This window comes from Vibrio sp. nBUS_14 (genome assembly GCF_051201655.1).
Classification (GTDB): domain Bacteria; phylum Pseudomonadota; class Gammaproteobacteria; order Enterobacterales; family Vibrionaceae; genus Vibrio.
In genome coordinates, this window is the sequence record NZ_CP179207.1 from 1,564,324 (window position 1) to 1,587,907 (window position 23,584).

Consider the following 23,584-nt stretch of genomic DNA (forward strand, 5'->3'; position numbering starts at 1 on the left):
GCAACCAGAAACCAAAAGAACTCCTTATACGGGAGCTCTTTTCATTTTGGCAACTAGGGGTTTAAACAGGCTAGAGACCCCGTAATCTAGCGACCAGAATAGTACATACGGATTCAAACACTATCGAACTCACGAATCTCAAATGGGATCTCATAAATCGATTCCATCACTGACTTTTCAACCACTTCCGAAATCTTACCCGACTTAACCACTTGGCCTTTTTTCATCGCGACAATGTTATCTGAGTAGCATGAAGCAAAGTTGATGTCGTGAATTACTGCTAACAAGCTGCTAGCGATGATAAGAGTACGGTGCTGATAAGAGCTGAATATCTGGCAAGCCAAGCTCACGGTGATTAAATCGAAGAAATAATCAAAAATGTTTTTAAATTTAATTAAAAATAGGCTTGTAATTTAAAAAACTAGGCGTATAGTTCTGCTACTAGCTCTACTCTATAGAGCTGTTAATGCTAAATTAAGTCCAAGTTCCACAAAGACAGTTCTCGATTCCTCGTTACACCATCTCTGCGTCAGCTTTCACCCAGATAGTCATTCAATAGCTTTTAAATTAGATCCCACTACCGTTCTATTCGTCATTTGCTTTCTTTTTAGCGAATTCAAAATAGATCGACTTATTAAATATAAATGTAATAAACACAAGGCACAGTTATGTCACGCAGAACAACAAGACAAACCCATTGGTACCAACTATCACGCGAAAAAACAGTCAATAAACTAAAAGGTAATAAATGCTCAAGATTAAAATAGACTTACACAAAGAAGAGATTTCATGGGTCACCGAAATTCGACAGCTCAATAGCGATATACTCCACCGCCACATATTGCCCAAGCTACAACATCACAGTTATCTCATCGACTTTGAATTTAATGAACGAGAAAGCATCGGAACTATCGTTTCAGGCAACGGAAACACCCTAGGACATTTCACACTCCTATAGCATTTCCCAAAGGCGACAAAAAGAAACATCACCTAGTTCCAAAGATATAAAAGATGTCACCCTCAATTCGCTCTAGCAGAACAAAATAGAGTAGAAGTAAAACTGATCAGAAACCTAGCCCTTTTTGCATTTCACACGCGGCTAACGCTAGCTAGGTTATAGTGCTTCTATTGAAACCAACTTATATCGAACTCTGAATCACCAATGACTCATTATCAGTGCATTCATGGACTAATAAGTTAACGGCATCGACCTTAACTTCTGATCCAGCGTATATAAGTGTTCTGCAGCTTGCATGTGTTGAGGGTAATCACTGAATTTCTCACGATTCTCCTCATTCATCTTACATGTCTCATCCACCAGCATTAACTTCCAATACAGCTTTGTTGTATGCAGCATCGCCAGTAAAGGTTTGAACACCTCTTTCTCATAAGCTTGAATCAACTCTTCAATCAATTCGTCACGCTCGTCTTCACTTGCGATTGAACCATTGGTTGCCGACAACACTTTTTGATACTTTAAGTTTTGTTGCAGCTTATCCATCACCGTTTGGTTTTCTTCCGCTAACTCAACAAGCTTCGACTTAATGATATTTACCCAATTCGCTTGGCTCAGTACTGTGTCATCAACACTGTTAAAGTCTTCTCGTATCTGTCGTTCAACATCTTTTTGAGCTTTCTTTAAAACCGCACGCACCTTTTGGAAAGGCAGCTGATATTCCTTACTTAGCTCGATAATCAGTTTATGAAAACCACCATTTGGAAGGTGTAAGTTTTCCTTAAACGTAGCCATTGCAGCTTCTTGCTGATCGGTAAGGTTGCTCATTCTGTTTCCTATTCTTAATAACTCACGGTGCTGAGCCCGCGATCATACCACTATTAACCATGATTTCTCGGTAACTTCATGAGTTACACCTAGCTATGTACTCAAATTATCTCAAGGCCTTCTCTTTCGACTAACTTTTAATCCATATGGCATTAAATGGTAAGTCTCTCTAGACGAATATTCGTACATTAGTCGCACAAGGTATACCGCCAGACAGGAGTCATGACTTACATATAAAAGATAACCGTGAGAATTGAAAGAACAACATGACCTATTTAGAATACCAAGAATCCAATTTACATAAGTGCGTGAGCATTGCAGCAGCAATGGTTTCAATCGCCAGTTTGCCTTTAAAGCCACAACCTTTTTATTTCGATTTTTCCGCTGGCTTGCAGTGAAGACTTATACCTATGTTATGAATTAGTCGTTATTAGCACGACTCTCCCTGAACTAGAAAAGATTCAGGCACTGAAGCTTAAGATTCTTAGCTTACCTCAAAGCGACGTTTGACTTTGAACAGCGTAAAATAGAAGAAGCTCAGCAATTGCTGGGCTTCTTTGTATGTGCTCTATTATTTGTAAATGCTCTATTGAGATTGAGCAAGCCGAATACTCACCAAGCTCGCTACCATGATGGCTAAATAGAAGCTGCCGATGATAGATTCCATAAACACAAAGAACTGAGCAATAGGCAACGTCGGTGAAATGTCTCCATAGCCAACCGTGGTCAAAGTGATGAAACTGAAGTACATCGCATTAAACAAGTTCGTTAACCAGAATTGCTCTTCTAAACCACTAAATGCATTCGGGAAGATTTCCAAAATCAACAAGTAGATAGTCGACCAAGCAAATCCCAGCAACAAGTAAATACAGATCGAACCGATAATATGATTGGGGGTCACCGTTGTCGCTTTCATCACCTGCTTTAACGCCGAGTAAATGTTTGAAAACAAAAACATAGCTAAGGCAGACAGTGTCATAATCGACAGGTTATAGCCTTCCAAAAACGAAAACACACCGGACACCGTCGCCGTTATCAGCAATATTCCATACCAAGAGCGATACAAGGCTCGCTCTTTATGAATACCAACAATTGAACTCGCCAGTGTAATTATGATGAGGAATAGTATCGTTTTCTGCCCTTGCGGATAAAACTGCTGCATCACCGCACAACCAAAAAACAACACCAACAGTGCATAAAATAAGAAGTAAAAGTTGTCGTCTTTCGAGACTGGCTTCATCTATTTCTCCTCTATCTCTGCTTAGTCTTTCTGAATTTCTTCTTGGTTTTGATCTTCTAGCCCTAGCCACGCCATCATCAACTCATAGGTCAAACTCAGAATCACAGCACCAACAAACAGACCGACAATGCCTGACATCGCCATTCCGCCCAGCGTACCCAGTAAAATAACCAACATTGGAATATGAGAACCACGGCTTAGTCGTACTGGTTTCAAGATAGCGTCACTACCACTCACCAAAATACACCATACCAAGAACAAGCTCGCCGTCAACGTCGATTCAACGCTGAACATGTAAATGATTGCAGGCAATAAAGCAAGAATCGGTGGACGTTGGATGATTGCAATGAGCAACACTGCCAGCGCCCAAAATGCAGCAGCAGGAACACCAGCGATAACCAAACCAATTGCCGACATCATGGATTGAATCACAGCCACACCAATGACACCTTGCACAACACTGCGCACGGTCGATTTAGAAAGCTGTACTAACTCTTCACCTTTGCCGTCTGTTAAACGCGCCACTAAGTGAGTCATACCTGTTTGGCATTTATCGGCATTACTCATGAACGCGCCAGCAATGGTGGTCGAGATAATAAATTGAATGAAACCACCACCCAATGAACCTAAAATAGATGCGGCTTTGCTCGCGAATATCTTGAGATCTTCCGCATACTTAATGAACACGCTTTCTATATTGGACGAAGCATGAACCAGGGCCGCATAAACTTTCTTGCCGACTAACGAGATGTCTTGCAAAGATTCTTTCGGCTTTAGCCTTTCTATGAACCTGTTGTTTAACTAGAAAACAAATGGTTAACCTCATTTGTTTTCTAGCAGCCCCCTTCACTCTGCCATTAGAGACAAAAGATCCCGCGTCGCTTGTTTGGGATCTTCAGCGTGACATATCGCAGATACCAGTGCTAACCCATGAATACCGCTCTCAACTAACTGCGGGATGTTCGATTCGTTAATTCCACCAATACCGACAATCGGTAACTTCGTTGTCTGCAACGCCATTTTAATACCGTCATAACCCCAATGTTTCTTAAGATTCGCCTTGGTCGGTGTGGCAAAAAGCGCACTGAGGCCTATGTAATCAATAGGCAGACTATCGGCTTCTTGAAGCTGTTGCTCAGTTTCAATTGATAACCCAAGAATCTTATCCGGGCCAATCAACTGACGGGCTAACTCAGCAGGCATATCTGATTGACCTAAATGCAAGCCGTCAGCATCCACAGCCAACGCAACGTCCACTCGGTCATTAATAATCAACGGCACATTAGAACCTGCCAAAATCGACTTAAGAGCTTGTGCTCGTTCAATGAAAGCTCTCACATCCCCATGTTTCTCTCTTACTTGAACCATAGTGACACCACCAGCGACCGCTTGTTCAACCACGGACTTAAGCGTTTCTAAATCTTGTTGGTCATCCGTTACTAAATAGAGCTTATAAGGGTTCATATCGAGCCTTTGGAGTCGGAGTCTAAATTAAGTTGCTACCATTTTACCGACAATTCGCATCATGTGCATGGAAGTTAATACTAAATTAGCTCAATTAAGCGCGCACCATTGAATATACAACTCATTGAAAGCATACCGAAAATCCTGAAATTTTTAACGAAAGCGTTACTTATTACACAAACTATTCACTTAAGCCTGCCCAGAATGCTGTTTTATGAAATACTTCGCTATGAAGGAATCAGGTAAATATAGGGATAGTATAGTTATGCGCCACCTTTCTATAGCGTTTAAGATCAAGCTGGGTTATGCCATCTGCTTACTCTTTTTCGTCATTTCAGGCCTTGTGAGTTACAAAGGTATCCAAACTTTGTCGAACGGCTTTAGCCAGTACAGTGAGCTCAGCCACAAGGCGACACTCTCAGGCAACATTCAAGTGCACTTTCTTCAGATGCGTTTAGCTTCTGAACGTTACTTAGAGTCATTGGATGAGCAATACGAAACGAATTATCAATCAAGCAAACTCGCGATTGATGAACTACTCAACAACTTAATCCAAACCACCACCAAAACCGATAGCTTAGCTAGCCTGCAATTAGTGCAAGACAGCGTGGCGGCGTTTGATGTGGCTTATGGGTCAATGAAACAGAGCCAGCTGCTCATAGACCAATTGGTGAATGTCGAGATGGTCAAACGAGAAACCAACGCCCTCAAAGCCGCTCAGAGCTTGTTGTATGAGTCGTACAACAACAACGATCCGAACGCGAGCTTATACGCGGGTATGTTGATGGAGAATTTCCTCGCAGCCAAGATCACTGTACTGAGTTACTCAAACAACAACGCCCTAAAAACCTATGAAGCGGGTAAAGATATCTTTGAATACGCGTTGCCAGGTATTGAAGGCGACATTGAGTCTCTTAAATCATCCCCTTATCAAAGTGAGTTGATTGAAGACTTCTCAAACCAACGTGAAGCATATGCAAAAGGCTTTGAGCAAGTTCATCAGCAGATGATTGAAAACACTCAAAGAACTGCAACGCTTGCCTCGATTGGTGACAGCTTAGCTATCGCAGTAGCCGATGCTCAAAGTATTCTAGAGCAACAGAAACAAGCATTAACGCCAGAACTTCAAGCCAGTGAAAAACGTTCGATTCAAATCATCTTCTTGCTAACGGGTGTGGCTTTGGTGATTGGCATGACGAGCGCCGTGTTGGTGACTCGTTCTATTACCAAAGGCATCGCACAGGTTAAACAGATCACCAATGAGCTTTCTCAAGGCAACTTAAATGTTGAAGTGAACATCGAGAGCAAGAACGAGATCGGGGAACTGCTCACCAACATGGAGATCACCATTGAATCTCTGCGCGATATTGTCGGCCAAGTGAACCGCTCTAGTGTGCGTATTGGTGAGATGTCGGAGTCGCTTAATCAAGTGACTAACACCAGCTCAACCAACGCGACCCAGTTGAACAGCGAGATGATCAATATCTCGTCAGCCGCCGATCAGTTGGCTTCTAGCACATCAGAAATTGCTGCAAGTGCTAACCACGCATCTCAAGTTGCAAACCAAGCCACCGAGAATGTGGCGATGGGACTCAAAGAAGTAGACAAAACACTGCACGAAATTGGCAGTGCCGATGAAAGCATGCAGGTTAGCAGCCAAAAAGTGACTGACCTACACAAAGAGTCGATGAACATTGGTGCCATTCTTGAAGTCATCAAAGGCGTTTCTGAGCAAACTAACCTGTTGGCACTGAATGCGGCTATTGAAGCTGCTCGTGCGGGTGAACAAGGTCGCGGATTTGCTGTCGTAGCCGATGAAGTAAGAACGCTCGCTAAGCGCACCCAAGATTCTGCAAGCCAGATTGATGAACTCATCACCTCACTGCAACGTGGCGCTAAAGATGCGTTAGAGTCGATCAAAGAGAGCCACAGCACGGTTTCAGATGCTTCAACTCAGGCACAGCAAGCTTCTCAGAACTTACATGTGATCAACCAACACATTCAAGATCTGAACCAAGCAAATAGCCAGATCGCAGTATCTGTCGACGAGCAAGATTGCTTAACCAAGTCGTTGGGTGAAAACGCGCAAGGTGCCAATACCATCGCGCAGAGCAACCAAGAGTCTGTAAGCAGCATTTCTGGCGCAGCGAGCGACTTAACCGAAGTTGCTCATCACTTAGAAAACCAAGTGAATCGATTTAGAACCTAGCTAACTTTAAGTCTCTGTTATTTAGAGCCTCGCTTATTGAAAACATAGCAAACACGGTTTATATAATAAGAAAGCCCCCAGCACATTCGTGTTGGGGGCTTTTTAGTGAACTAAATGCTTATAGCCAGATTGAATCTACTGAATCTTCAAACGTTGAATAAGTGTCTCTTCATCCAATTGATACAGCTCATCAAGTAAGTTCATTTGCAAGCTACCTGGGCCGCGTGAGTTCTCAGCCGCGATTTCACCAACCACACCCAATACCGCCGCAGCAGCCAAACCACTTTCATCACCAACAGCAGCAAATGCGCCCATCAATGCCGTTAAGGTACAACCCATGCCGGTTACATACGGCATCATTGGATGGCCATTGTTTAACGTAACAACGCTGTCTTTGGTGACAACGTAATCTGTCTCACCAGAAATCACCACATTAGCACCGTATTCAGCGACTAAGCATTGCGCTGCGCCTAATGCGGCATCACTGCTATCTAGCGCATCAACGCCTTTGCTCTGTGCTTGCTCGCCCGCTAACGCGATAATCTCAGACGCGTTACCACGAATGATCAACTTATCCGCTAAACGTGCAATTTCACGAGAAGTCTCGGTACGCAGCGTACTTGCGCCACAACCCACAGGGTCAAGAACCACAACCTTGTTGTTCGCGTTCGCTTGCTCAACAGCAAAACACATTCTTGGCGTCCAAACACTGTCGAGCGTGCCGATGTTGATCACCAAAGCGCCAGAGAAAGACATCATCTCTGCCAACTCTTGTTGTGAGTGCGCCATGATAGGAGAAGCGCCAATCGCCAATAATGCATTGGCCGTATTGTTCATCACGACGTAGTTGGTGATGTTCACAACCAATGGTTTTTGCTCTCGTACTGCACGCAACGATTGGATAATTTGTTCAGTTAGCATGGATAAATCCTTATTCGTGAAAGTCGCTTTTAAGCTGCGGTTGAGTCATTAAGTGCATTCAGACCTTGCTGCCAAAAAGCCACTTCCATACGCGTTGCGGTTTTAAAGATATGAACGATGTTTTGACCGCGCTCACTGTTGATATCAATTTCAGCCAGTAGCTGATTGAAATATTCCGCACCCGTAGCAACGCCAGACTGGAACTCTTCACCGCCGTAAAGCTGTAGCCAACTTGCGTATGGGTTGCCTTCTAATACGGTATCACTGCTTTCTAACAGCGCTTTTCCAATCACGGCATAACCAATTGAACACGGAGCCAATGCCGCATATAAGTCGACAAGATCACCCGTCATGCCCGCATCTAGAACGTAGCGTGTGTAAGCGACTGTGCCGAAATCTTCAGGCTCGTTTTCCAAGTCAGATTCGGTTAAACCCCACAGACCACAGTAAGTCACGTGGTGTGAAATTTCAGAATCTAATAGAGCATGAACACTTGGCAGTGCACGACGCATATCAGCCAAGGTTTTAGCTTTGTAAATCGCCAAAGCATAAGCACGAGCATACTGCTTCAAAAACAGAAAATCTTGCTTTAGGTAATGCAGAAAACACGGCTGAGCGAGAGTGCCGTTTGCCAGCATTTTAACAAAATCATGCTCAGTGTAGTCTTGCCAATCTTGCTGACAAGCTTGGATTAAGTCTTGGTATTTCATGAGATTCCTTAGTCAAAAGTCGGTACGTAATCTGCGGCTTTTGGTAGTGATTTGATGATGCCTTTGTCGAACATGAACTGCGCGTAATCGTCGTAACGCTTCATATCTACAGCTGAAGGGCGAAGTGCAAAACGAGTCAGTGTGTCGTTCCATGCACGTTGGTTAAGCTCGTTGTTCAACGTATCTGGTGAATACGCCACAAACTCACTCCACGAATCTTGCGGGTGGTTCACAATGTAAGTGGTTGCTTGCTCAAGTGCTTTGTTGAATGCTTTGATGGCTTCGTCGTCGTGTTTCTTTGCGTTCGCCACAAAGATCAACTCGTCGTAAGCTGGCACACCGTGCTCTTCTGGGAAGAACGCTTTTGCTTTAAAGCCTTCAAGCGCTAACTGGTTAGTTTCGAAGTTACGTAAGCCACCCCAGATTGCGTCTACCTTGCCCGATGCCAGTGAAGACGACAGTGCCCAACCGACATTGATGGTTTGCACATCAGTGAACTCAACGTTTTCTTGAGCCAGCATGGTGCCGATCGTCGCTTCTTCGTTACCCGCAATCGCGATACCGATCTTCTTACCTTTCAGATCCGCTAGCGAATCGTTCTTGCCGTTATCCAGCACCATTAGTGTGTTCAGTGGTGTCGCGATAAGGGTTGATGCACGAACGAGAGGCAAACCTGCTGCCACATCCATGGTTAAACTTGGTTGGTAAGTGACTGCGAGATCAACTTTACCTGCTGCAACCAATTTTGCAGGTGTGCTTGGGTCAGCTGGCTCTTGGATTTCAACCTCTAGGCCTTGGTCAGCAAAGTAGCCACGCTCTTGAGCAATCACAATTGGGCCGTGGTTCGGGTTCACAAACCAATCCAACATCAATGTCAGTTTCTTTTGTTCAGAATCCGCCAATGCATGACCTGAAACTAGCGAAGCAAGCAGTGCCACTGCACCTATCAATTTTGTATTTTTCACAGTTAACCTTTCCTTTTGAATATTATTCTTATGTGTATCTAACTTATGTTTATAAGAATCGTATTGAGCGAAGCTTTATTAAACAAAGTGTTATTGAGCGAGCCATCATTGGTTTTCCCAAGGGATGGCCTTTTTGAGTAATTTATCGGTGATGAAGTAGAGCGAGATTGACAGCACCGCCAAGATGAATAAGGCCGCAAACATCTCATCAATGATCATGCGCGCGTTGGCCTGCAGCATTAGGTAACCTAGCCCTTCACTCGAACCCACCCACTCGCCGACAACCGCGCCAATTGGAGCAATCACCACAGCAACACGAATGCCAGACGCCAGTGTTGGCAGCGCAGCAGGCAGTTGGATATAACGCAACAATTGCCATTTCGATGCACCCATGGTCTTAGCAAGATCAAGATAACCAGTCGGTGTATTTCGCAGGCCGTCGTAACAACAAGTGGTCACGGGGAAGAAGATAATGATCGCCGCCATCACCACTTTTGACGCGATGCCATAACCCAGCCACAGCATCAACACTGGCGCAATCGCAAACACAGGGATCGCTTGGCTAGCAATTAAGATAGGCAACAACCAACGTTTCAGCGGTTCGAACATCAACATCTGCAGGGCAAAAAACAGCCCCATCGACAAACCGAGCAATAGACCAAGTAAGATCTCCTGCGCAGTCACCCAAGTGTGTTTGAGTAGCACATCGTAGCGTTCAATCAGCTTTAAAAAGACTTCTGTAGGCGCTGGCAGAATGAAACTCGGCATCTCGAAGACAACCACAACTAGCTGCCATAAACCGAGAATCACAGCACTGCTGATCAGCAAACGCATAACGGGATTCATCTGACGAGGGCGTGTAGTGGTAGTCTGTACGTTAGCTGAACGCGCCACAGCTTCGCTTTGCGTTAGATCATTCATAATCACGCTCCAACTGATCTAAGATCGCTTGTTGTAACTCAGCACATTCACCGTCTAACACTCTTGGTGTCGCTGTATTAGGCACAGACAGTGACTGTGCACTCGCCGGAGTGCCTTGCAACACATACAAATTATCCGCCAAACGCACCGCTTCTTGTGGATCATGGGTAATCAACACAACGGTTTTATCTCTTAACAATTCACACGCTAAGACCTGTAACTTGTGTCTTGTTACCGCATCCAGCGCAGAGAAAGGTTCGTCCATCAGCACAACAGGTTTGTCTTGCATTAAGGTTCGAGCCAAAGCAACACGCTGGCGCATACCGCCAGACAATTGATCCGGCATAGCATCCGCGTAATCGGCCAGACCAACCGAAGTCAGTAACTCTACTGCTTGATTGGTTTGAGCTTGTTTATGAGATGCTTGGCTTTGATGCTTATCAGCGAAATTTTGGAAGCGGTGACTCAGGCACACATTGTCGATAACCGACAACCATGGTAGTAACAAATCTTGCTGCGCCATGTAAGCGATACGATCCGTTAAAGGCAGTTCATCAGACGTTGCCAATGTGCCCTGCCACTCCACCTTGTCGTCCAGCAAGCCTGCCAGATAACGCAATACTGTGGTTTTTCCGCAACCACTTCGACCCAGTAACACCGTCCACTTACCTGCGTTTAAGCTAAGCGACAACCCCGATAAGGTTGCGTGCTCGCTATCGCGGTAACGTAAGGTCGCGTTGCTGAGTTGAACGCCAACCGTATTAACGAACATTACCGTGTCCAGCGAAGAAGTGGTTTACTGGGCCATGGCCTTGACCGACTTGAAGCTCATCAGCATGAGCAATGGCGTGAGAAATGTATTGTTTACCAAGGTCGACAGCTTGCCTAAGCGTTTTGCCTTGAGCCAAGAAAGAAGCAATGGCTGAAGAGAGCGTACAACCTGTGCCATGGGTGTTTTTGGTAGGAAAACGCTTCGCGCTAATCAGAGCAGACGTGGTTGGCAGAATCAGTAGGTCGTTACTGTTTTCGTACTTCTCTAAATGACCGCCTTTTAGAAGCACCGCTTTCGCACCTAAGGCCCGTAGATCTTCAATCATGCCCTGCATTTCAGCTTCGCTTTCAGGTAAGGGCTTACCTGTAAGTGCTGCGCCTTCCGGCAAATTAGGTGTAATGATATCTGCCAGAGGAATCAGTTCTTGCTTTAGCGTAACAATGGCAGCGTTTTCTAAAAGAAGGTCACCACTGGTTGCGACCATTACAGGGTCAATCACAAGATGCTTAGGTTGGTACTGCTTAATTTTGTCAGCAACGACTTTGATGATTTGCGCATCTGCCAACATGCCGACTTTTACTGCCACGATATTGAGGTCAGTAAAAACTGCATCTAATTGGCTAGCGACATGATCAAGTGGGATGGGAAAAATGGCTGAAACGCCTTGAGTGTTCTGCGAAGTGATCGCGGTAATCACCGAACAAGCAAAACTACCGGTTGCAGACATCGCTTTAATATCAGCTTGAATGCCCGCACCACCGCCACTGTCAGAACCTGCAATGGTTAAAACAATCGGAGTATTCGTGCGAATCAAACTATCAGTAGAATGCTTTAAAACTGCGGATTTTTGAGTTAAATCTTTTGAAATAGAACTGTGTGTCATTGTCGCTCCTACTATCTTACAAGACGTAGGAGAACGAGCACCGATCGAAGGAGAAGTCGCAATAGTGTCATGAAAGGCTTTCATGAGAACAGACGTAGATCGAGTGCTTATAGTTCCCTACGCCAGTGTTAACTGAATCAGGTTCAACGGGTCTCGATTAACGATCTCAGCAAACACCAAATAAGGTATATGCCCCCCGACTATTGATAGCGATAGTAACAGCACTATCACAACTGAGATACTGATTTTGTTCAATTATAAGAATTACACATGAATAAAATTCAATTAGGCCCAACAAAACAAATACTTATAACGTTCCTTTAGATGACTTCGACTGAATAAACAAACACATCACTATCAAGAACATACCTAACCACCCAGCCAATGGAATCAACTCTCCCACAATACAGACGGCAAGTACCGCGGCGACGACAGGCTCAAGCAAGGTAATCAAGTTGGCACTGCTCGCGGTGACATGTCGCAGGCCAAAACTGAACGCGATATAGCCCATGCATTGAGGAATTAACGCCAAGTAACTCACGACCAATATATTGGAATTCGACGCGAACAAGTTACCCCCTGTAAACCACAGCGTTGGCAGTAATAGCATTGCACCTAAACCAAATATGCTGCCCATCGCTGCTTGCGATTCAATGCCTTCGTCTATCAGAGCCTTAGTCGCCCATGAATAAATGGCGTAGCACAGGCCTGCAACCAAACCTAAAGCAATGCCCAAAAGCTTCAGTTCGTTACCAGATTCACTCACCGATGACGACTCTGAAAACACCAATAACCCAATACCCACCACACCAATTGCAAAGCTCGTTAACCAGCGTTTGTTGATATTATTCTTTTTGCTGATAAGACACTCTAAGAGAGCAGAAAAGAACGGCGCAGTTGCAATAGACACGACCGTACCAATCGCGACACCAGATAACTTCATAGATGAATAGAAAGCCAATGGATAAACCGCCAAAGCCAATGCGCTCAACGCTAGCAATTTCTTGTTCAGCGAAAGCTTGTCGAGCGCGGATAGGATCTTTCGATACGCTAAGCCTGCTTGCATTAAGCCACCAACACCCATTGAAAGCGCACCAATCGCTAATGGGCTGAGATCAGGCGCAAAACTTGCGGCGGTGCCTGTCGTGCCCCATAAAATGGAAGCAAACAAGATGGCTAAAGTGCCCGTTTGGAATTCGTTAACACGATTGATGACAAGATTCATTTCTATTACCCAATTTTCAGTTCTGAAATAGATAATAGTGAAGATTGACAAAAGTTAGTTTGCCGAAAGGACGCTATTGTTGTTTCTAAAGACTGTCTTTCATTGAGCCTAGAAACGCCCTTGGAGACATCCCAAAGTGCTGAGAGAAGCGTCGACTAAATGCAGATAGGTCACTATAACCCACATTTTCTGCGACCAATTGAACGGGTAAATCGGTATGGCTTAGCAAGGCTTGCGCTTTCTCCATACGATAGCAAGTGATGTACTTAAGCGCACTGATTCCAATACAGTCTTTGAAGCGTTTCTTAAATTGAGTGGGGCTCAAACATGCTGTTTCGGCAAGCTGAGAAATAGAGAGAGGTTGGGCGTAATTATCCGCGATGAGCCTTTGTACCGCGCGAATACGAGGGTCGATACTTTTACTCACTTGTTGTTGCTCTAACAGCAGTGAAAACACATCTAAGATGGATGATTCAATGCCACTGTCCACTTGATATTCCAACTGCTTTTCAACGAACAGCAAGAAGCTCATTAAAGGTGGCGTAATAGTAAACACAGAGAGCTCATGCTCTAACAAGTGCTGCGGTAGCTCCACCATATCCGCAACAATAAACCTTGCAGCTTCATCAGCTTTAAACGCATGCGCTGTGGTGACCGGAATCACCACACATTCACCGACAGAAACTTTGCCAACATACCCAACCATTTCAATACTAATACTCCCTTGAATGGGCAGCACCAGTTGATGGTAACCATCATGGGCATGAGTATTAAATTGCTTGGTGTAAGATCGAATGCTTAAACTAGATTTCATGGGCAACGCTGACGTTAACTGGTGAGTGGAAGTAATATAGACTACGTTACATTATCAACTTCCAATAGTCACACCTTTAGCCAATCAACAGCGTACAACGAGATTATTCGATTACACGAATTTCTATAGCAAATATGCCATGAATTGGAATCATCTCTTTGTATTCGTGAAAACTATAAAGAAGCTCAACGCCCTCTTCGATTGAGTTACTCAATCTTGATAAGACATCCATCCCTTCAGCCATTAACAGAGCTTGAGGATCGGGGTAATTTCTTACATCCAGCACCTCAACAGTTAACGCATTAGGCTGAATGACATCTAACCCTACAAAAGGTGGGCCCGAAATAACTTGGAACGAAATGTGATCGCCTTTATTCAATTGATCATATTGGATAGCTTCATAACTATTATTCGTTCTGATCTCAACGCGCTTTACACCACTCTTGATTGAATCTAGCGGTCGTTGGTAAATTTCTAGGTTGTATCGATTCATAAGCCCTCTTTTTCTAATTGTTTTATTTAAACTTGTTCAATCATGACAATCACTAAGGTTAAGGTAGTGATGTGCACGCCCCTTCATTTAGCTTAGCTCACAAATTTTGATTAGCGGCCAAGATAAAAAAGGCCGTTAAGACAGCCTATTGCTGAACTTAAACGACCTTTTCATTGAATGTGAATAAACTAAGACAATATCAGCTCATTCAAACTCACTTATTTTTGAAGTTGCTCTTTAGCAGCTTCAACCTTAGAAAAATCTAGGCCAAGCTCTTCAACGGCTTCTTTGATTAGCGCAGGGTTTTGCATTACCTGACCCATCAGCATTTGAAGCTTATCTTGTGGTAAACCAAGTTGGCTGATTGTCGCCATTGCTGCAAGAGGGTTCTCGGTCAGCGTCTTGAATATCTCGCTGATCTGCTCGTCGCTGATATTGTTCTCTTTCAACATTGCTAAAATCGGATTCATTTTTTGCCTTTGAAACACTAAATTAAATAGGAGCACAGCATACCATCTAGCTGCGCTCGATTGTACTAGCAAGTGAAGCTTTGGTTTAACACGAACTGTGCTTTTCCCAAACGCAAATAATGCTTGGGCTTAGCGAGACTCTAATGGGTAAGAGCGGTAGCTCCACATACCATATGTTCTCAGTGCGTCACGATAGATGCCTAGAAGCTCACCACTGCTCGCTTTCTTAAGATCTTCTAGCGGCTTATCTGGGTAAGAAACCGTATCGAAGGTAATACCCTGTGGGCCCGTTTGCCAGCTAGCGATCTCAAACAGAGTTTGACCACGACGAACATGGCTTGCCGAGCTGATAATGGTCGCATGTTTAATATCATGACGAGCAAGCGCATAGCTACTGAACAAGGCGTTGCCTACCGTGCTGGTCGCATAGTTCTCTTCAATGATACGGTCTTTGCTTACCCCTTTTGAGATAAGCCAATCCGCCATTAACTTGCCTTCAGTCTTATGGTTCTTAGGCACGCCGCCGGTTAAGACGATCATCGCGTCAGGGTTCGCTTTCGACATTGCTAATGTTGTTTCAAGACGTTCAATCAAGATTTCATGCATAGAGCCATCAGGGTTAAGCGCGTAGCCCAAAGTAACGATGGCACCGTGGTCGCTCAACAGTCCCTTATCTGCAGATTCTTTGAGAGGTGTTTCTAACACGCGGTCAACCGTTGCAAAAATACGTTTGATGTCTTCTGCTTTACCTTCATTCAGACTTTCCAGCTTCTCCATGTGCTTATTCGATTCACTTTCATTGCCTTCAAATCTTTGCCAAACCGCAAGATATGCGCGCAAGTCGACATCGTCTGGCGCAACCGTCAATGCTTGTTCAAACAACTCAATAGCGCGCTCTGCATTCTTGTTGTAGATCTGAGCGTTCGCTGCCGAGATCAACAAGTCAGTACGATAAGGTTCTAGCTGGTACGCTTCTAACAATCGGTTAGTCACAATTTCCATGTTGCTTGGCATTTTAGCCGTGAAGCCCGCGTGAGAAATTCTTGCCGGAGATTTAAACGCCTGCAACGCATCAAGAAGTAATTGGTCGACAACTTGTCGCTTAGTCACCAACTGCGCGTAATCCGCAGAAGCCTGTACTGCGCCATCGTTAGCAGCAAAAGAATAAGGTGTTGCGCCAAAAGCGAGCATGCCACCAAGAGCGAGGACGATAATGTTCTTTTTCATGGAAAGATCCTGTGTCGTTAAGTGTTCACATCAGATTTGCTCACCAATGTAAGTCCCTAAGATTAAAAAACCGTGAACCACACCAGAATCTCCGAGGTTAATATTCATTTGTTGCATAAGGTGTGGCAACAGATCACGATTTTGAACTTACCAGTAAGCCTGCGCATCGAGATAATTTTGGTTTAAAGGAGAATTCACCGATCATTTTGGAATATCTAACTGAGGATTCCATACGCCCTATTCCACCAAAAACCACCCATCACTAATCCGAACTCCGCAAAAAACAACACGCCTAAACAGAAACTTGAAGTGATGAAAATTAAATTAACGATGTCGATAGCACTCACTTATTCTATTTTTTCATTTATATATTAATATTTTTTAGAGAAACTCTCACGAACTTCAAACTAAAAGCATTTACATACCAATAAGTGCTTTTATGTCACCAGACATATTAAGCATCCAATATTCACCATCCCTTTTAAGTGTAATAATTTCATATTGAGTAATGATTCGGTCGCCGAACTGCTCTTTTTTCTCAACCGTAATATACTTTTGACCTTGGTAATCAAAGTCATTAATTACACTGAACGAAGATAATTGAACAATATTGGATCCTTGAGCAATCTTCCGAATATTCAGGAAAGTATTCATAAAGACTTTATCATCCATAACCGCGATGTCTTCTCTAGTGCCTCCGGAACCAAAGGCAATATTCACGATATCAAGAACGTTCTGATTTCCGTTTTGAAGACCTTCCATAATGATGGATTTGAGGTCTCTAATGACATCCGTATGATAGAAACTTGCAGACTGGTTAAAACCGACCTTAGTGATGAAATCAAAATACTGCTCAACAAACTCGACAGGATCTTGAGACAAAGATAGCTCCCCTTCAACCACGACATCGACGTTTTCAATCAACGCGAACACTGAACTGTAAGGCGTAAAGTTGATACGTTTGTCAGCCAACCAATTCTTGTAAACCCATGATGATTCGTCCAGGCAATGCTGTGAAACTTCTGCCAACGGCACTCTGTCACCAATAGTGGTGTTGTGCGTTTTTTCACCTTGAGTGTTTATCGCATACGTGTAAACCAAAACACCAGATTGCGGATAGCGCGCCTCTCCATCTATCTCACTAAACGTAGTGTTGATACACACTCTATCTATGCTATTTAGCGCTATTGGCAATAAGGCACTGGCTTCAGCCCTCTGTGTCAAATACCCCTCACTAAAATCGAAATAATCAAAGCTAGGAGCTTGATACAGATTGGGTTCTTCAGTCAGTGTAGGGAGACCATGTTTTAAATTTGGACTAACCGTGTAGGTTTCACTCGCAGCGTTCGCTGATAATAATAACATTGTTAATGGTGCGATATTTTTCATTATTTACTTCCTTTATTTTTGGCGAGAATATCTTTTATCCTGATAAAAATTCAACCGTATAAACAGTAAAACAAGCAATAAAAAACCCATCTGTGATTACAATCAACTATATAAGCATAATAAAATACAATTAAAACAATAAATAAACAAAACACTATAAGTTATAATTAACTATTGATAGCAGTCACTAAAGTTACAACTGTAGATAAAAATATCTATTTATCTCTTTCGCATTCTAATTAATTTAAATTACAAAAAGGATCATCAAATAAAGTATTGATAAAAATAAAAAAAAACGATTACATTCACTTCCTGTAGTAAATAAGTAATTACACAATATTATTATTAACATCACTTTAAAATACCTTATATCTCCAAGTTATTAGTAGCTAACTGAAAATTTCACACCATAAGTGAAAGATAAAATCTATAACCTACGTGATTTCAACCTATCTTAAAGAGCCACTCCCAATGAAAAGCAAACTCGGATTATTAGCACTACTCTCGTTGAACACAGCTTCAGCCAACGACTTATTCTTATTTGAACAAGTCACCGCTTTCAAGTTAGGCGGTGAGCAACATAGCCTTACTGGAATAGAAAAGCACACGCAACAGAGAATTCGTATTGAGTGGCAACAAAGCCCTTACGAGAAGCCAGAACGTTTAGATAGGTGTATTGGAGCTTTCCAACAGGCAATGAACCAACCAGAACGTTATTACTTGCATGTTGAGCTCGCACAATCGACGTTCATAGGCTGTGAGATCGGAGTGAAGGAAAGCTTGTTAGCGAATTGAACTCAAGAAGATTAAGATCACATGGCTGGTTGTGAATTTATCGTCGGAAATGAGTACACCATTGTCGATGTATCCGCATGGGGTTGGATTGATAAAGCACCGTTCGTTTAGAACCTTACCCGTACTTGAGTAAAGAAGATGAAGACGACCTAAAGCAGAAGATGGCTTCAAGCCGTGGCGTGGGTAACTTCCGTTCTATGTTGATCAATATTCCAAACGGCAATGAGAAAGGAATTCAACTCATGCCCGTTGGCGACATTGCGACCAAAGGTGAGTACAAGAAAATTAAGAACGTCACCGCACAAGAGGTGATTCTGGCCTGCGAGATGTTCATGGACGCCGTCAATGGGGATCTCGAAGTGCCGAAAAACCTGCATTTAACCTTTAACCTCGACAACGTTGCCACGTAAACACAGTGACATTTTTTGCAATTTTGTTTTTCACTGCCATTTACGCTCAGCCCTTTACCCATAAGGGCTGAAGCACTACCAAAATGATCGTCAAAAAACACAAACGATCATTAAAAAACTGACCTAAAATACAGAAACACAAACATTTCAAGCACTTAACAAACACCAACAGATCAATACTGATCGTCATAATTTCAATTTATTGCACTCTTCGCAATTTTATTAGGTTCGCTGTGAGCGATTTTCAGCCCCTAAACTATCCCCCATTCCCCTTTATTCCTAAAGGGCTAGCGGCTTGTTAGCTTTCTATTACGGCTGCAGAATTACACTGAAATAGAATTGCGAAAAAATCAGATCGAAAACGCTGCAGGTGGGGAGGAGGAGTGCGTTTTCCGTGGGTTGGCCGTGCTTTCGGTGGGGCTGTGAGAAAGGCGCAAAAAAGCCACCATGATCGGTGGCTATCTGAGATAGTTGCATTTCAAACTTGTACTAATTTACAATTATCTCTGAGTTGAAATTGCCAAAGCTGCACCGGCACTGATAAATGTAGTTCCAAACACCTTTCCGATAATGCTCCCTGATACAAAGCTTTTAGCCCCAGATTTTAACTTTTGACTCAAAAAAGAATATGAGAGTAAACACAAAAATGAACACATCATAAGGGTAGTAACTAGTATTGAAAATTGAATAAACAAAGACTCTGAGGTATTAATGAACTGTGGAAAAAGTGCAGATGTAAATATAATAGCTTTAGGGTTTGTTAGTGAAATAAGAAGCCCTTGAGAATAAAGGCTCCAAGCACTAAATGTTTTTTGGTATGTGCTGTCGGCTGTTTTTAGTTTTACGCCATTACGCCATAATTTTACTCCCATATACAAAAGATATAACGCTCCAATTACTTTTATGATCGTAAAAGCTATTGAAGAAACAATCACTAGCGCGCTTAATCCCAATATAGAGAAAGTAGACATAATAAATAGTCCAGTCACATTACCCACCGCGGTAATAAGAGCACGTAGAGCCCCAAACTGTAGACTATGCGTTGATACTAGCAATATCGCAGGACCAGGGATTGCTGCTGCAATAACTGCAATTGAGCAAAAAGCTAACCAATTTTCATAACTCATGATATTTCCTATTAAGGGAAAGCAACGCGACACCGATGCTACCGCATACCGCCTTAACCACTAAAACCAACGCATAGTAAAAATGCCACGCGTGCCGAATCACTCTTGAACAATTTGTTATGTGCGTTGCTCCATTTCTGCTTTATAGAGTTCTGAACCTACAGCTATCTCCCATAAATATCCATCTGGATCAGAGAAATAACCTGAGAACCCGCCCCAAAACACAGGCTGCCCTTGCTTTACGATTTTCCCACCATTTGCCTCTGCCTTGTTCAGAAGACTAAGCACTTCACGAGAAGAGTCGACATTTCTAGCCAGTGTAATACCGGCAAAACCTGAACCATCTGGTTCAACACCAACATCTTTAGCTAATTCGGATTTGGGAAACAGAGCTAATTCCGGACCATCAATATCCATGAATACAATTTCGTCAGATTGATAACCTGTGCGCTCTAATCCAAGTACGGCTTCATAGAACTTTGCGGAAGACTCAATATTTGATACACCCAATGTAATGATTGATAGTTTTCTCATTTTATCTCCAAGCACATAACGCCCGCTTAAGTAGTGAACAACGCCTCAACCCAAACCTAAAGCATTGTGCTGTAAACACTAAAGTTGAAGCAGAAGCAAAAGTCCCAAGCGTTGTGAATCACTCTTAAACTGCTTGTTATATTGTTACGATAAAATTAGATGAATCGAGAGCAACAATGTCGGAAATGCTAGGGTTTTGGTCATGCAAATACTGAACTACTAAATTGTATCCTACCCAATACCCAGAATAACGCGGATATTCATCAGGTTTTGTACCCAAGAACATTTGTTCAAACGGAAAACTCGTACTTTCTAAGTGCGGTTTCATTTTTTTATACAGTGAGCGCCAATCTTCATGCTGTATATCTACAAACATTGATGATAACTCCCCACCGTTTAGAACCCCTTCAAAATGACAAGCTAACCCCTCCATTACCAAACTGTCCAGAAGCGTCACATTTTTATGTCCGTGGCTTTTTCTTAAAGCATGATTAATTTCATGTCCAAGTACAGCGGTTAGTTCTTTTTTAATAACAACTTCAATGTCATCGCGGCGAACATCCAAAAACAATTCAACTCTATGAGCACTAAGCGCAAAACCACCAATTCCAAACGGAGATACTTTTTCTTTAGAAAACGGACTAACCGTAATGTCTAAATCATGAAGCTCAATGTGGGTACCTATAGTTTCTAAAGCCATATTTATTTGTGATATCAGGAAATCCTCATACTGTGCAAGCTTCCCTGTAGCATCCAAAATGCTAGTATTAACCGTCATAAGTCTCCTTTCTATATAACGAATGATATGGATTCCCCCTACCGAGCATCTGCCACACTTATGTGGTACTTAATTGCACCGGAGGCACCATGTCTAATTATTCTTATTTCTGCGGTATCGACCTAGCCAAAAACCACTTTAGTTTTCATGCCGTAGACCAAAACGGTAAGGTCATACTTCATAAGTCAGTAACTCGCTCTAAACTGCTGACTACAATAGCAAATATGCCACTCATGCGTATAGGCGTTGAAGCGTGTGGTGGTGCACATTATTGGGCAAGAACACTCAATAAACTGGGTCACGACGCCCGTATTATGGCCGTTAAATACGTAGTTCCTTATCGAACTAAGGGAAAGAACGACTTTAATGATGCTGTTGCCATATGCGAAGCTGTTCAGCGGCCATCAACTCGCTTTGTACCCGTAAAATCCCCCGAGCAACAAGCCATCCTATCGGTACATAGAATGAGAGAGCATTGGGTTCGTGAACGCACCGCGCTTATGAATCGCATGCGTGCCCTGCTTTCTGAGTTCGGGTTGATCATTCCCGTTGGCCGATCTTCATTGATGAAACAGGTTCCCTTAATGCTCGAAGATGCAGAAAATGAACTGCCACACCTCGCAAGAACAGTCATTGTCGATGCTTATCACCACCTTGGTGAATTGAATCAACGTATCGCCGATACAGAGCAAGTCTTTGCCTCTTTTGCTAAGGTCAGCACTAATGTTCAACGAGTGATGAAAGTTCGAGGTATTGGGCCGCAAACCGCTACTGCGATACTTGCTTCGATAGGCAATGGTTCTCAATTTGATAAAAGCCGTGATTTTTCTGCATGGCTAGGCTTAGTACCAAAGCAATATTCCACAGGAGGAAAGCCTCGTTTAGGCCGGATAACCAAACACGGCGACAAATATTTGCGAACACTATTAGTTCACGGGGCAAGGACCGTGATTGCCAACCTTGGCGACAAGCAAGATAAGTTAAGTCAGTGGTGTCGAGGCGTTCTAGAGCGGAGAGGAATGAACCGAGTGATAGTGGCACTTGCCGCGAAGAACGCACGAATTATATGTTCGCTTTTACACAATCAAACAGAATATGAAAACTATGCTGCCTAAGTAAAACTTAAGCAGCATAAAGAGTTAAACCCACCGGGTCATTGCAGACGCTAATGATGGAGATAGGTTAAGACCACTTGCGGAGAGCCTGTTAATGCGGCGGACACACTAGATGTCATCTAACGAATAAGGCACCGCAGTCGCGCAAGTCATCAGGGCCACGACGTATGCGAATCGTCGATAAGTAGGCCGAATGTAGAGCGGCAGTCCAAACCCATCAACATAAGTTTAGCGGATGTTTGACAACCGGGGGAATCCATGTAGCCGCATTAAGGTGTGAGCAACGCTGCCACATAACTCAACCATACCACCATAAACACAAAACCCAACGATGGAATAATTAGTGCCAAGCGTTGAGAATCACTCTTAAATGCTTTGTTATGGGATTCTATTTGCGCCCCATGATTCTAAGTATTCTCAAGAACAGGTTAATAATATCCATGTATAGCGCTGCTGCGCTATCTACTGCGTTGTCTAATGTTTTGGGAATTTGATTTGCTCGTCCCCAGTCATAACCGATATAACCACAGAAAAGGATAACAACAGCCCAGTCTATCCATTCTTGGTGGATCCCAAGTACAAATATTTGAAAGAGCTCGACCACAAGTACAACTACTAACGCAATCGTTAATACACCAGCGATTCTTTGGAAAAATGCAGGGAAAATTGTTCCCAGTAGCATCATCATTCCAGTCACTAAACCTGTAACCTTAATCGCACTTAAAACCAAGGATGGGTCATAGCGTGATACAACCAAGTTGATGATTAATCCAAAAGGAACAACTACAAAGTTATAGCCGACAAAACTAACCAATGGGTTCGAAGATTTACTGAACAAGTAAACTCCAAAGAAGCAACTCGCAAAATAGCCAATGAAAAAGACCCAAGGATTAATAGCTGCAATTGACTCAACCGGGATATTCCCAACCATTAACCAATTTATCCAAAAGCCCCAACACAGTACCGCTCCAATCGTAAAATTATACAGCCGAGAGCTTACTTCATGCTCTCCGTTATTAGTGCGTTCAAAAACATTCGATTCCATCATTCTTCGTTTTCCTTTCCCTATTCACATAACAGCTTTATTAGACAGAAAAATTCTGCGTTTAAATACAGAATTGTTCTATCTAGTAGTATTATGTAAGACAGGATACACATTGATATGCCACATATTCAATAACTTATCTGTCGCGTATGATTCATCACTTCACAAAATACAGAATTTTTCTGCATAGCCAGGCAGCTGTGGCTCATCTAGGTAAGCACGCCCACGAGAAAAACAAAAAGACATCCTCAAACCCTGAGAGCTGTATAAATCATCACCATAATTTAGTAGTAT

Annotated in this window: 23 protein-coding genes, 4 pseudogenes and 1 riboswitch; of the genes and pseudogenes, 6 read left to right on the forward strand and 21 right to left on the reverse strand. The window is 43.1% G+C overall.

Annotated elements, in window-relative coordinates:
• Window positions 1-113 precede the first annotated feature (113 nt).
• Window positions 114-290, reverse strand: a pseudogene (locus tag ACMAZD_RS24800) (siderophore ABC transporter ATP-binding protein); the annotation flags it as partial.
• A gap of 458 nt (window positions 291-748) precedes the next feature.
• Here ACMAZD_RS24800 and ACMAZD_RS24805 point away from each other — a divergent pair.
• Window positions 749-958 (forward strand): hypothetical protein, encoded by a 210-nt coding sequence (locus ACMAZD_RS24805; protein WP_004731601.1) that lies wholly within the window; start codon window positions 749-751, stop codon window positions 956-958.
• Between the two features lie 231 nt (window positions 959-1,189).
• Here the strand turns inward: ACMAZD_RS24805 and ACMAZD_RS24810 are convergent, their stop codons facing one another.
• The 4 genes and pseudogenes from ACMAZD_RS24810 to thiE form a co-directional block, all read right to left on the reverse strand.
• Window positions 1,190-1,783 (reverse strand): hypothetical protein, encoded by a 594-nt coding sequence (locus tag ACMAZD_RS24810; protein ID WP_435249872.1) that lies wholly within the window; start codon window positions 1,781-1,783, stop codon window positions 1,190-1,192.
• A gap of 586 nt (window positions 1,784-2,369) precedes the next feature.
• Window positions 2,370-3,023, reverse strand: coding sequence for a potassium channel family protein (locus tag ACMAZD_RS24815; protein WP_435249873.1), 654 nt, complete (start codon window positions 3,021-3,023; stop codon window positions 2,370-2,372).
• Window positions 3,024-3,044: 21 nt separating this feature from the next.
• Window positions 3,045-3,797: pseudogene (locus tag ACMAZD_RS24820) on the reverse strand (AI-2E family transporter); the annotation flags it as partial.
• Window positions 3,798-3,869: 72 nt separating this feature from the next.
• Complete coding sequence (gene thiE, locus ACMAZD_RS24825; protein ID WP_435249874.1) at window positions 3,870-4,487, reverse strand: thiamine phosphate synthase; 618 nt, start codon at window positions 4,485-4,487, stop codon at window positions 3,870-3,872.
• Window positions 4,488-4,752: 265 nt separating this feature from the next.
• On the opposite strand from thiE, the gene ACMAZD_RS24830 reads away from it, so the two are divergent.
• Window positions 4,753-6,696, forward strand: a complete 1,944-nt coding sequence (locus ACMAZD_RS24830) for a methyl-accepting chemotaxis protein (protein ID WP_435249875.1) — start codon at window positions 4,753-4,755, stop codon at window positions 6,694-6,696.
• Window positions 6,697-6,831: 135 nt separating this feature from the next.
• Here the strand turns inward: ACMAZD_RS24830 and thiM are convergent, their stop codons facing one another.
• From thiM to ACMAZD_RS24890, 12 genes are all read right to left on the reverse strand, one after another.
• On the reverse strand, window positions 6,832-7,617 hold the full coding sequence (gene thiM / locus ACMAZD_RS24835) for a hydroxyethylthiazole kinase (RefSeq protein WP_435249876.1): 786 nt from the start codon (window positions 7,615-7,617) through the stop codon (window positions 6,832-6,834).
• Between the two features lie 29 nt (window positions 7,618-7,646).
• A complete protein-coding gene (gene tenA / locus ACMAZD_RS24840) occupies window positions 7,647-8,327 on the reverse strand; it encodes a thiaminase II (protein ID WP_435249877.1) in 681 nt (226 codons plus the stop codon).
• 8 nt (window positions 8,328-8,335) lie between these two features.
• On the reverse strand, window positions 8,336-9,292 hold the full coding sequence (locus ACMAZD_RS24845; protein ID WP_435249878.1) for an ABC transporter substrate-binding protein: 957 nt from the start codon (window positions 9,290-9,292) through the stop codon (window positions 8,336-8,338).
• Between the two features lie 105 nt (window positions 9,293-9,397).
• Window positions 9,398-10,213 (reverse strand): ABC transporter permease, encoded by an 816-nt coding sequence (locus ACMAZD_RS24850; RefSeq protein ID WP_435249879.1) that lies wholly within the window; start codon window positions 10,211-10,213, stop codon window positions 9,398-9,400.
• The gene (locus tag ACMAZD_RS24855) at window positions 10,206-10,985 is read right to left on the reverse strand and encodes an ABC transporter ATP-binding protein (RefSeq protein WP_435249880.1); all 780 of its coding nucleotides are present in this window, start codon (window positions 10,983-10,985) and stop codon (window positions 10,206-10,208) included. The genes ACMAZD_RS24850 and ACMAZD_RS24855 overlap by 8 nt, the downstream gene beginning before the upstream one ends.
• On the reverse strand, window positions 10,975-11,868 hold the full coding sequence (gene thiD / locus ACMAZD_RS24860) for a bifunctional hydroxymethylpyrimidine kinase/phosphomethylpyrimidine kinase (protein ID WP_435249881.1): 894 nt from the start codon (window positions 11,866-11,868) through the stop codon (window positions 10,975-10,977). Before thiD ends, ACMAZD_RS24855 begins: the two co-directional genes overlap by 11 nt.
• A 97-nt stretch (window positions 11,869-11,965) precedes the next feature.
• Window positions 11,966-12,077: riboswitch (TPP riboswitch) on the reverse strand.
• A gap of 98 nt (window positions 12,078-12,175) precedes the next feature.
• A complete protein-coding gene (locus ACMAZD_RS24865; protein WP_435249882.1) occupies window positions 12,176-13,093 on the reverse strand; it encodes a DMT family transporter in 918 nt (305 codons plus the stop codon).
• Window positions 13,094-13,178: 85 nt separating this feature from the next.
• Window positions 13,179-13,907, reverse strand: a complete 729-nt coding sequence (locus ACMAZD_RS24870; RefSeq protein ID WP_435249883.1) for a helix-turn-helix domain-containing protein — start codon at window positions 13,905-13,907, stop codon at window positions 13,179-13,181.
• Between the two features lie 103 nt (window positions 13,908-14,010).
• Window positions 14,011-14,400 carry an ASCH domain-containing protein gene (locus tag ACMAZD_RS24875; protein ID WP_435249884.1) on the reverse strand — a complete coding sequence of 130 codons (390 nt, stop codon included), beginning with the start codon at window positions 14,398-14,400 and terminating at the stop codon, window positions 14,011-14,013.
• A gap of 218 nt (window positions 14,401-14,618) precedes the next feature.
• Window positions 14,619-14,870, reverse strand: coding sequence for a DUF2999 family protein (locus ACMAZD_RS24880; protein ID WP_009844829.1), 252 nt, complete (start codon window positions 14,868-14,870; stop codon window positions 14,619-14,621).
• Window positions 14,871-14,999: 129 nt separating this feature from the next.
• Window positions 15,000-16,097, reverse strand: a complete 1,098-nt coding sequence (locus ACMAZD_RS24885; RefSeq protein WP_435249885.1) for an ElyC/SanA/YdcF family protein — start codon at window positions 16,095-16,097, stop codon at window positions 15,000-15,002.
• A 417-nt stretch (window positions 16,098-16,514) separates the two neighbouring features.
• Window positions 16,515-17,486: a hypothetical protein gene (locus tag ACMAZD_RS24890; RefSeq protein ID WP_435249886.1), complete on the reverse strand. Its 972-nt coding sequence runs from the start codon at window positions 17,484-17,486 to the stop codon at window positions 16,515-16,517.
• Window positions 17,487-17,957: 471 nt separating this feature from the next.
• On the opposite strand from ACMAZD_RS24890, the gene ACMAZD_RS24895 reads away from it, so the two are divergent.
• From ACMAZD_RS24895 to ACMAZD_RS24905, 3 genes and pseudogenes are all read left to right on the forward strand, one after another.
• Entirely contained in the window at window positions 17,958-18,281 is a 324-nt protein-coding gene (locus ACMAZD_RS24895) for a hypothetical protein (RefSeq protein ID WP_435249887.1), read from the forward strand.
• An 18-nt stretch (window positions 18,282-18,299) separates the two neighbouring features.
• Window positions 18,300-18,389 (forward strand): annotated as a pseudogene (locus ACMAZD_RS24900) (glutathione S-transferase family protein); the annotation flags it as partial.
• Between the two features lie 11 nt (window positions 18,390-18,400).
• Window positions 18,401-18,691, forward strand: a pseudogene (locus tag ACMAZD_RS24905) (phage portal protein); the annotation flags it as partial.
• Between the two features lie 500 nt (window positions 18,692-19,191).
• Here the strand turns inward: ACMAZD_RS24905 and ACMAZD_RS24910 are convergent.
• The 3 genes from ACMAZD_RS24910 to ACMAZD_RS24920 all read right to left on the reverse strand — a co-directional run bounded on the left by ACMAZD_RS24910 (window position 19,192) and on the right by ACMAZD_RS24920 (window position 21,130).
• Window positions 19,192-19,818 (reverse strand): LysE family translocator, encoded by a 627-nt coding sequence (locus ACMAZD_RS24910; protein WP_435249888.1) that lies wholly within the window; start codon window positions 19,816-19,818, stop codon window positions 19,192-19,194.
• Between the two features lie 117 nt (window positions 19,819-19,935).
• Complete coding sequence (locus ACMAZD_RS24915; protein ID WP_435249889.1) at window positions 19,936-20,352, reverse strand: VOC family protein; 417 nt, start codon at window positions 20,350-20,352, stop codon at window positions 19,936-19,938.
• A gap of 136 nt (window positions 20,353-20,488) precedes the next feature.
• Entirely contained in the window at window positions 20,489-21,130 is a 642-nt protein-coding gene (locus tag ACMAZD_RS24920; protein ID WP_435249890.1) for a DUF2268 domain-containing putative Zn-dependent protease, read from the reverse strand.
• 89 nt (window positions 21,131-21,219) lie between these two features.
• Between ACMAZD_RS24920 and ACMAZD_RS24925 the strand changes: the two genes are divergently transcribed.
• Entirely contained in the window at window positions 21,220-22,245 is a 1,026-nt protein-coding gene (locus ACMAZD_RS24925) for an IS110 family transposase (protein ID WP_435249891.1), read from the forward strand.
• A gap of 388 nt (window positions 22,246-22,633) precedes the next feature.
• On the opposite strand, the gene ACMAZD_RS24930 is transcribed toward ACMAZD_RS24925, so the two are convergent.
• Complete coding sequence (locus tag ACMAZD_RS24930; protein WP_435249892.1) at window positions 22,634-23,293, reverse strand: Bax inhibitor-1 family protein; 660 nt, start codon at window positions 23,291-23,293, stop codon at window positions 22,634-22,636.
• Between the last annotated feature and the right edge of the window lie 291 nt (window positions 23,294-23,584).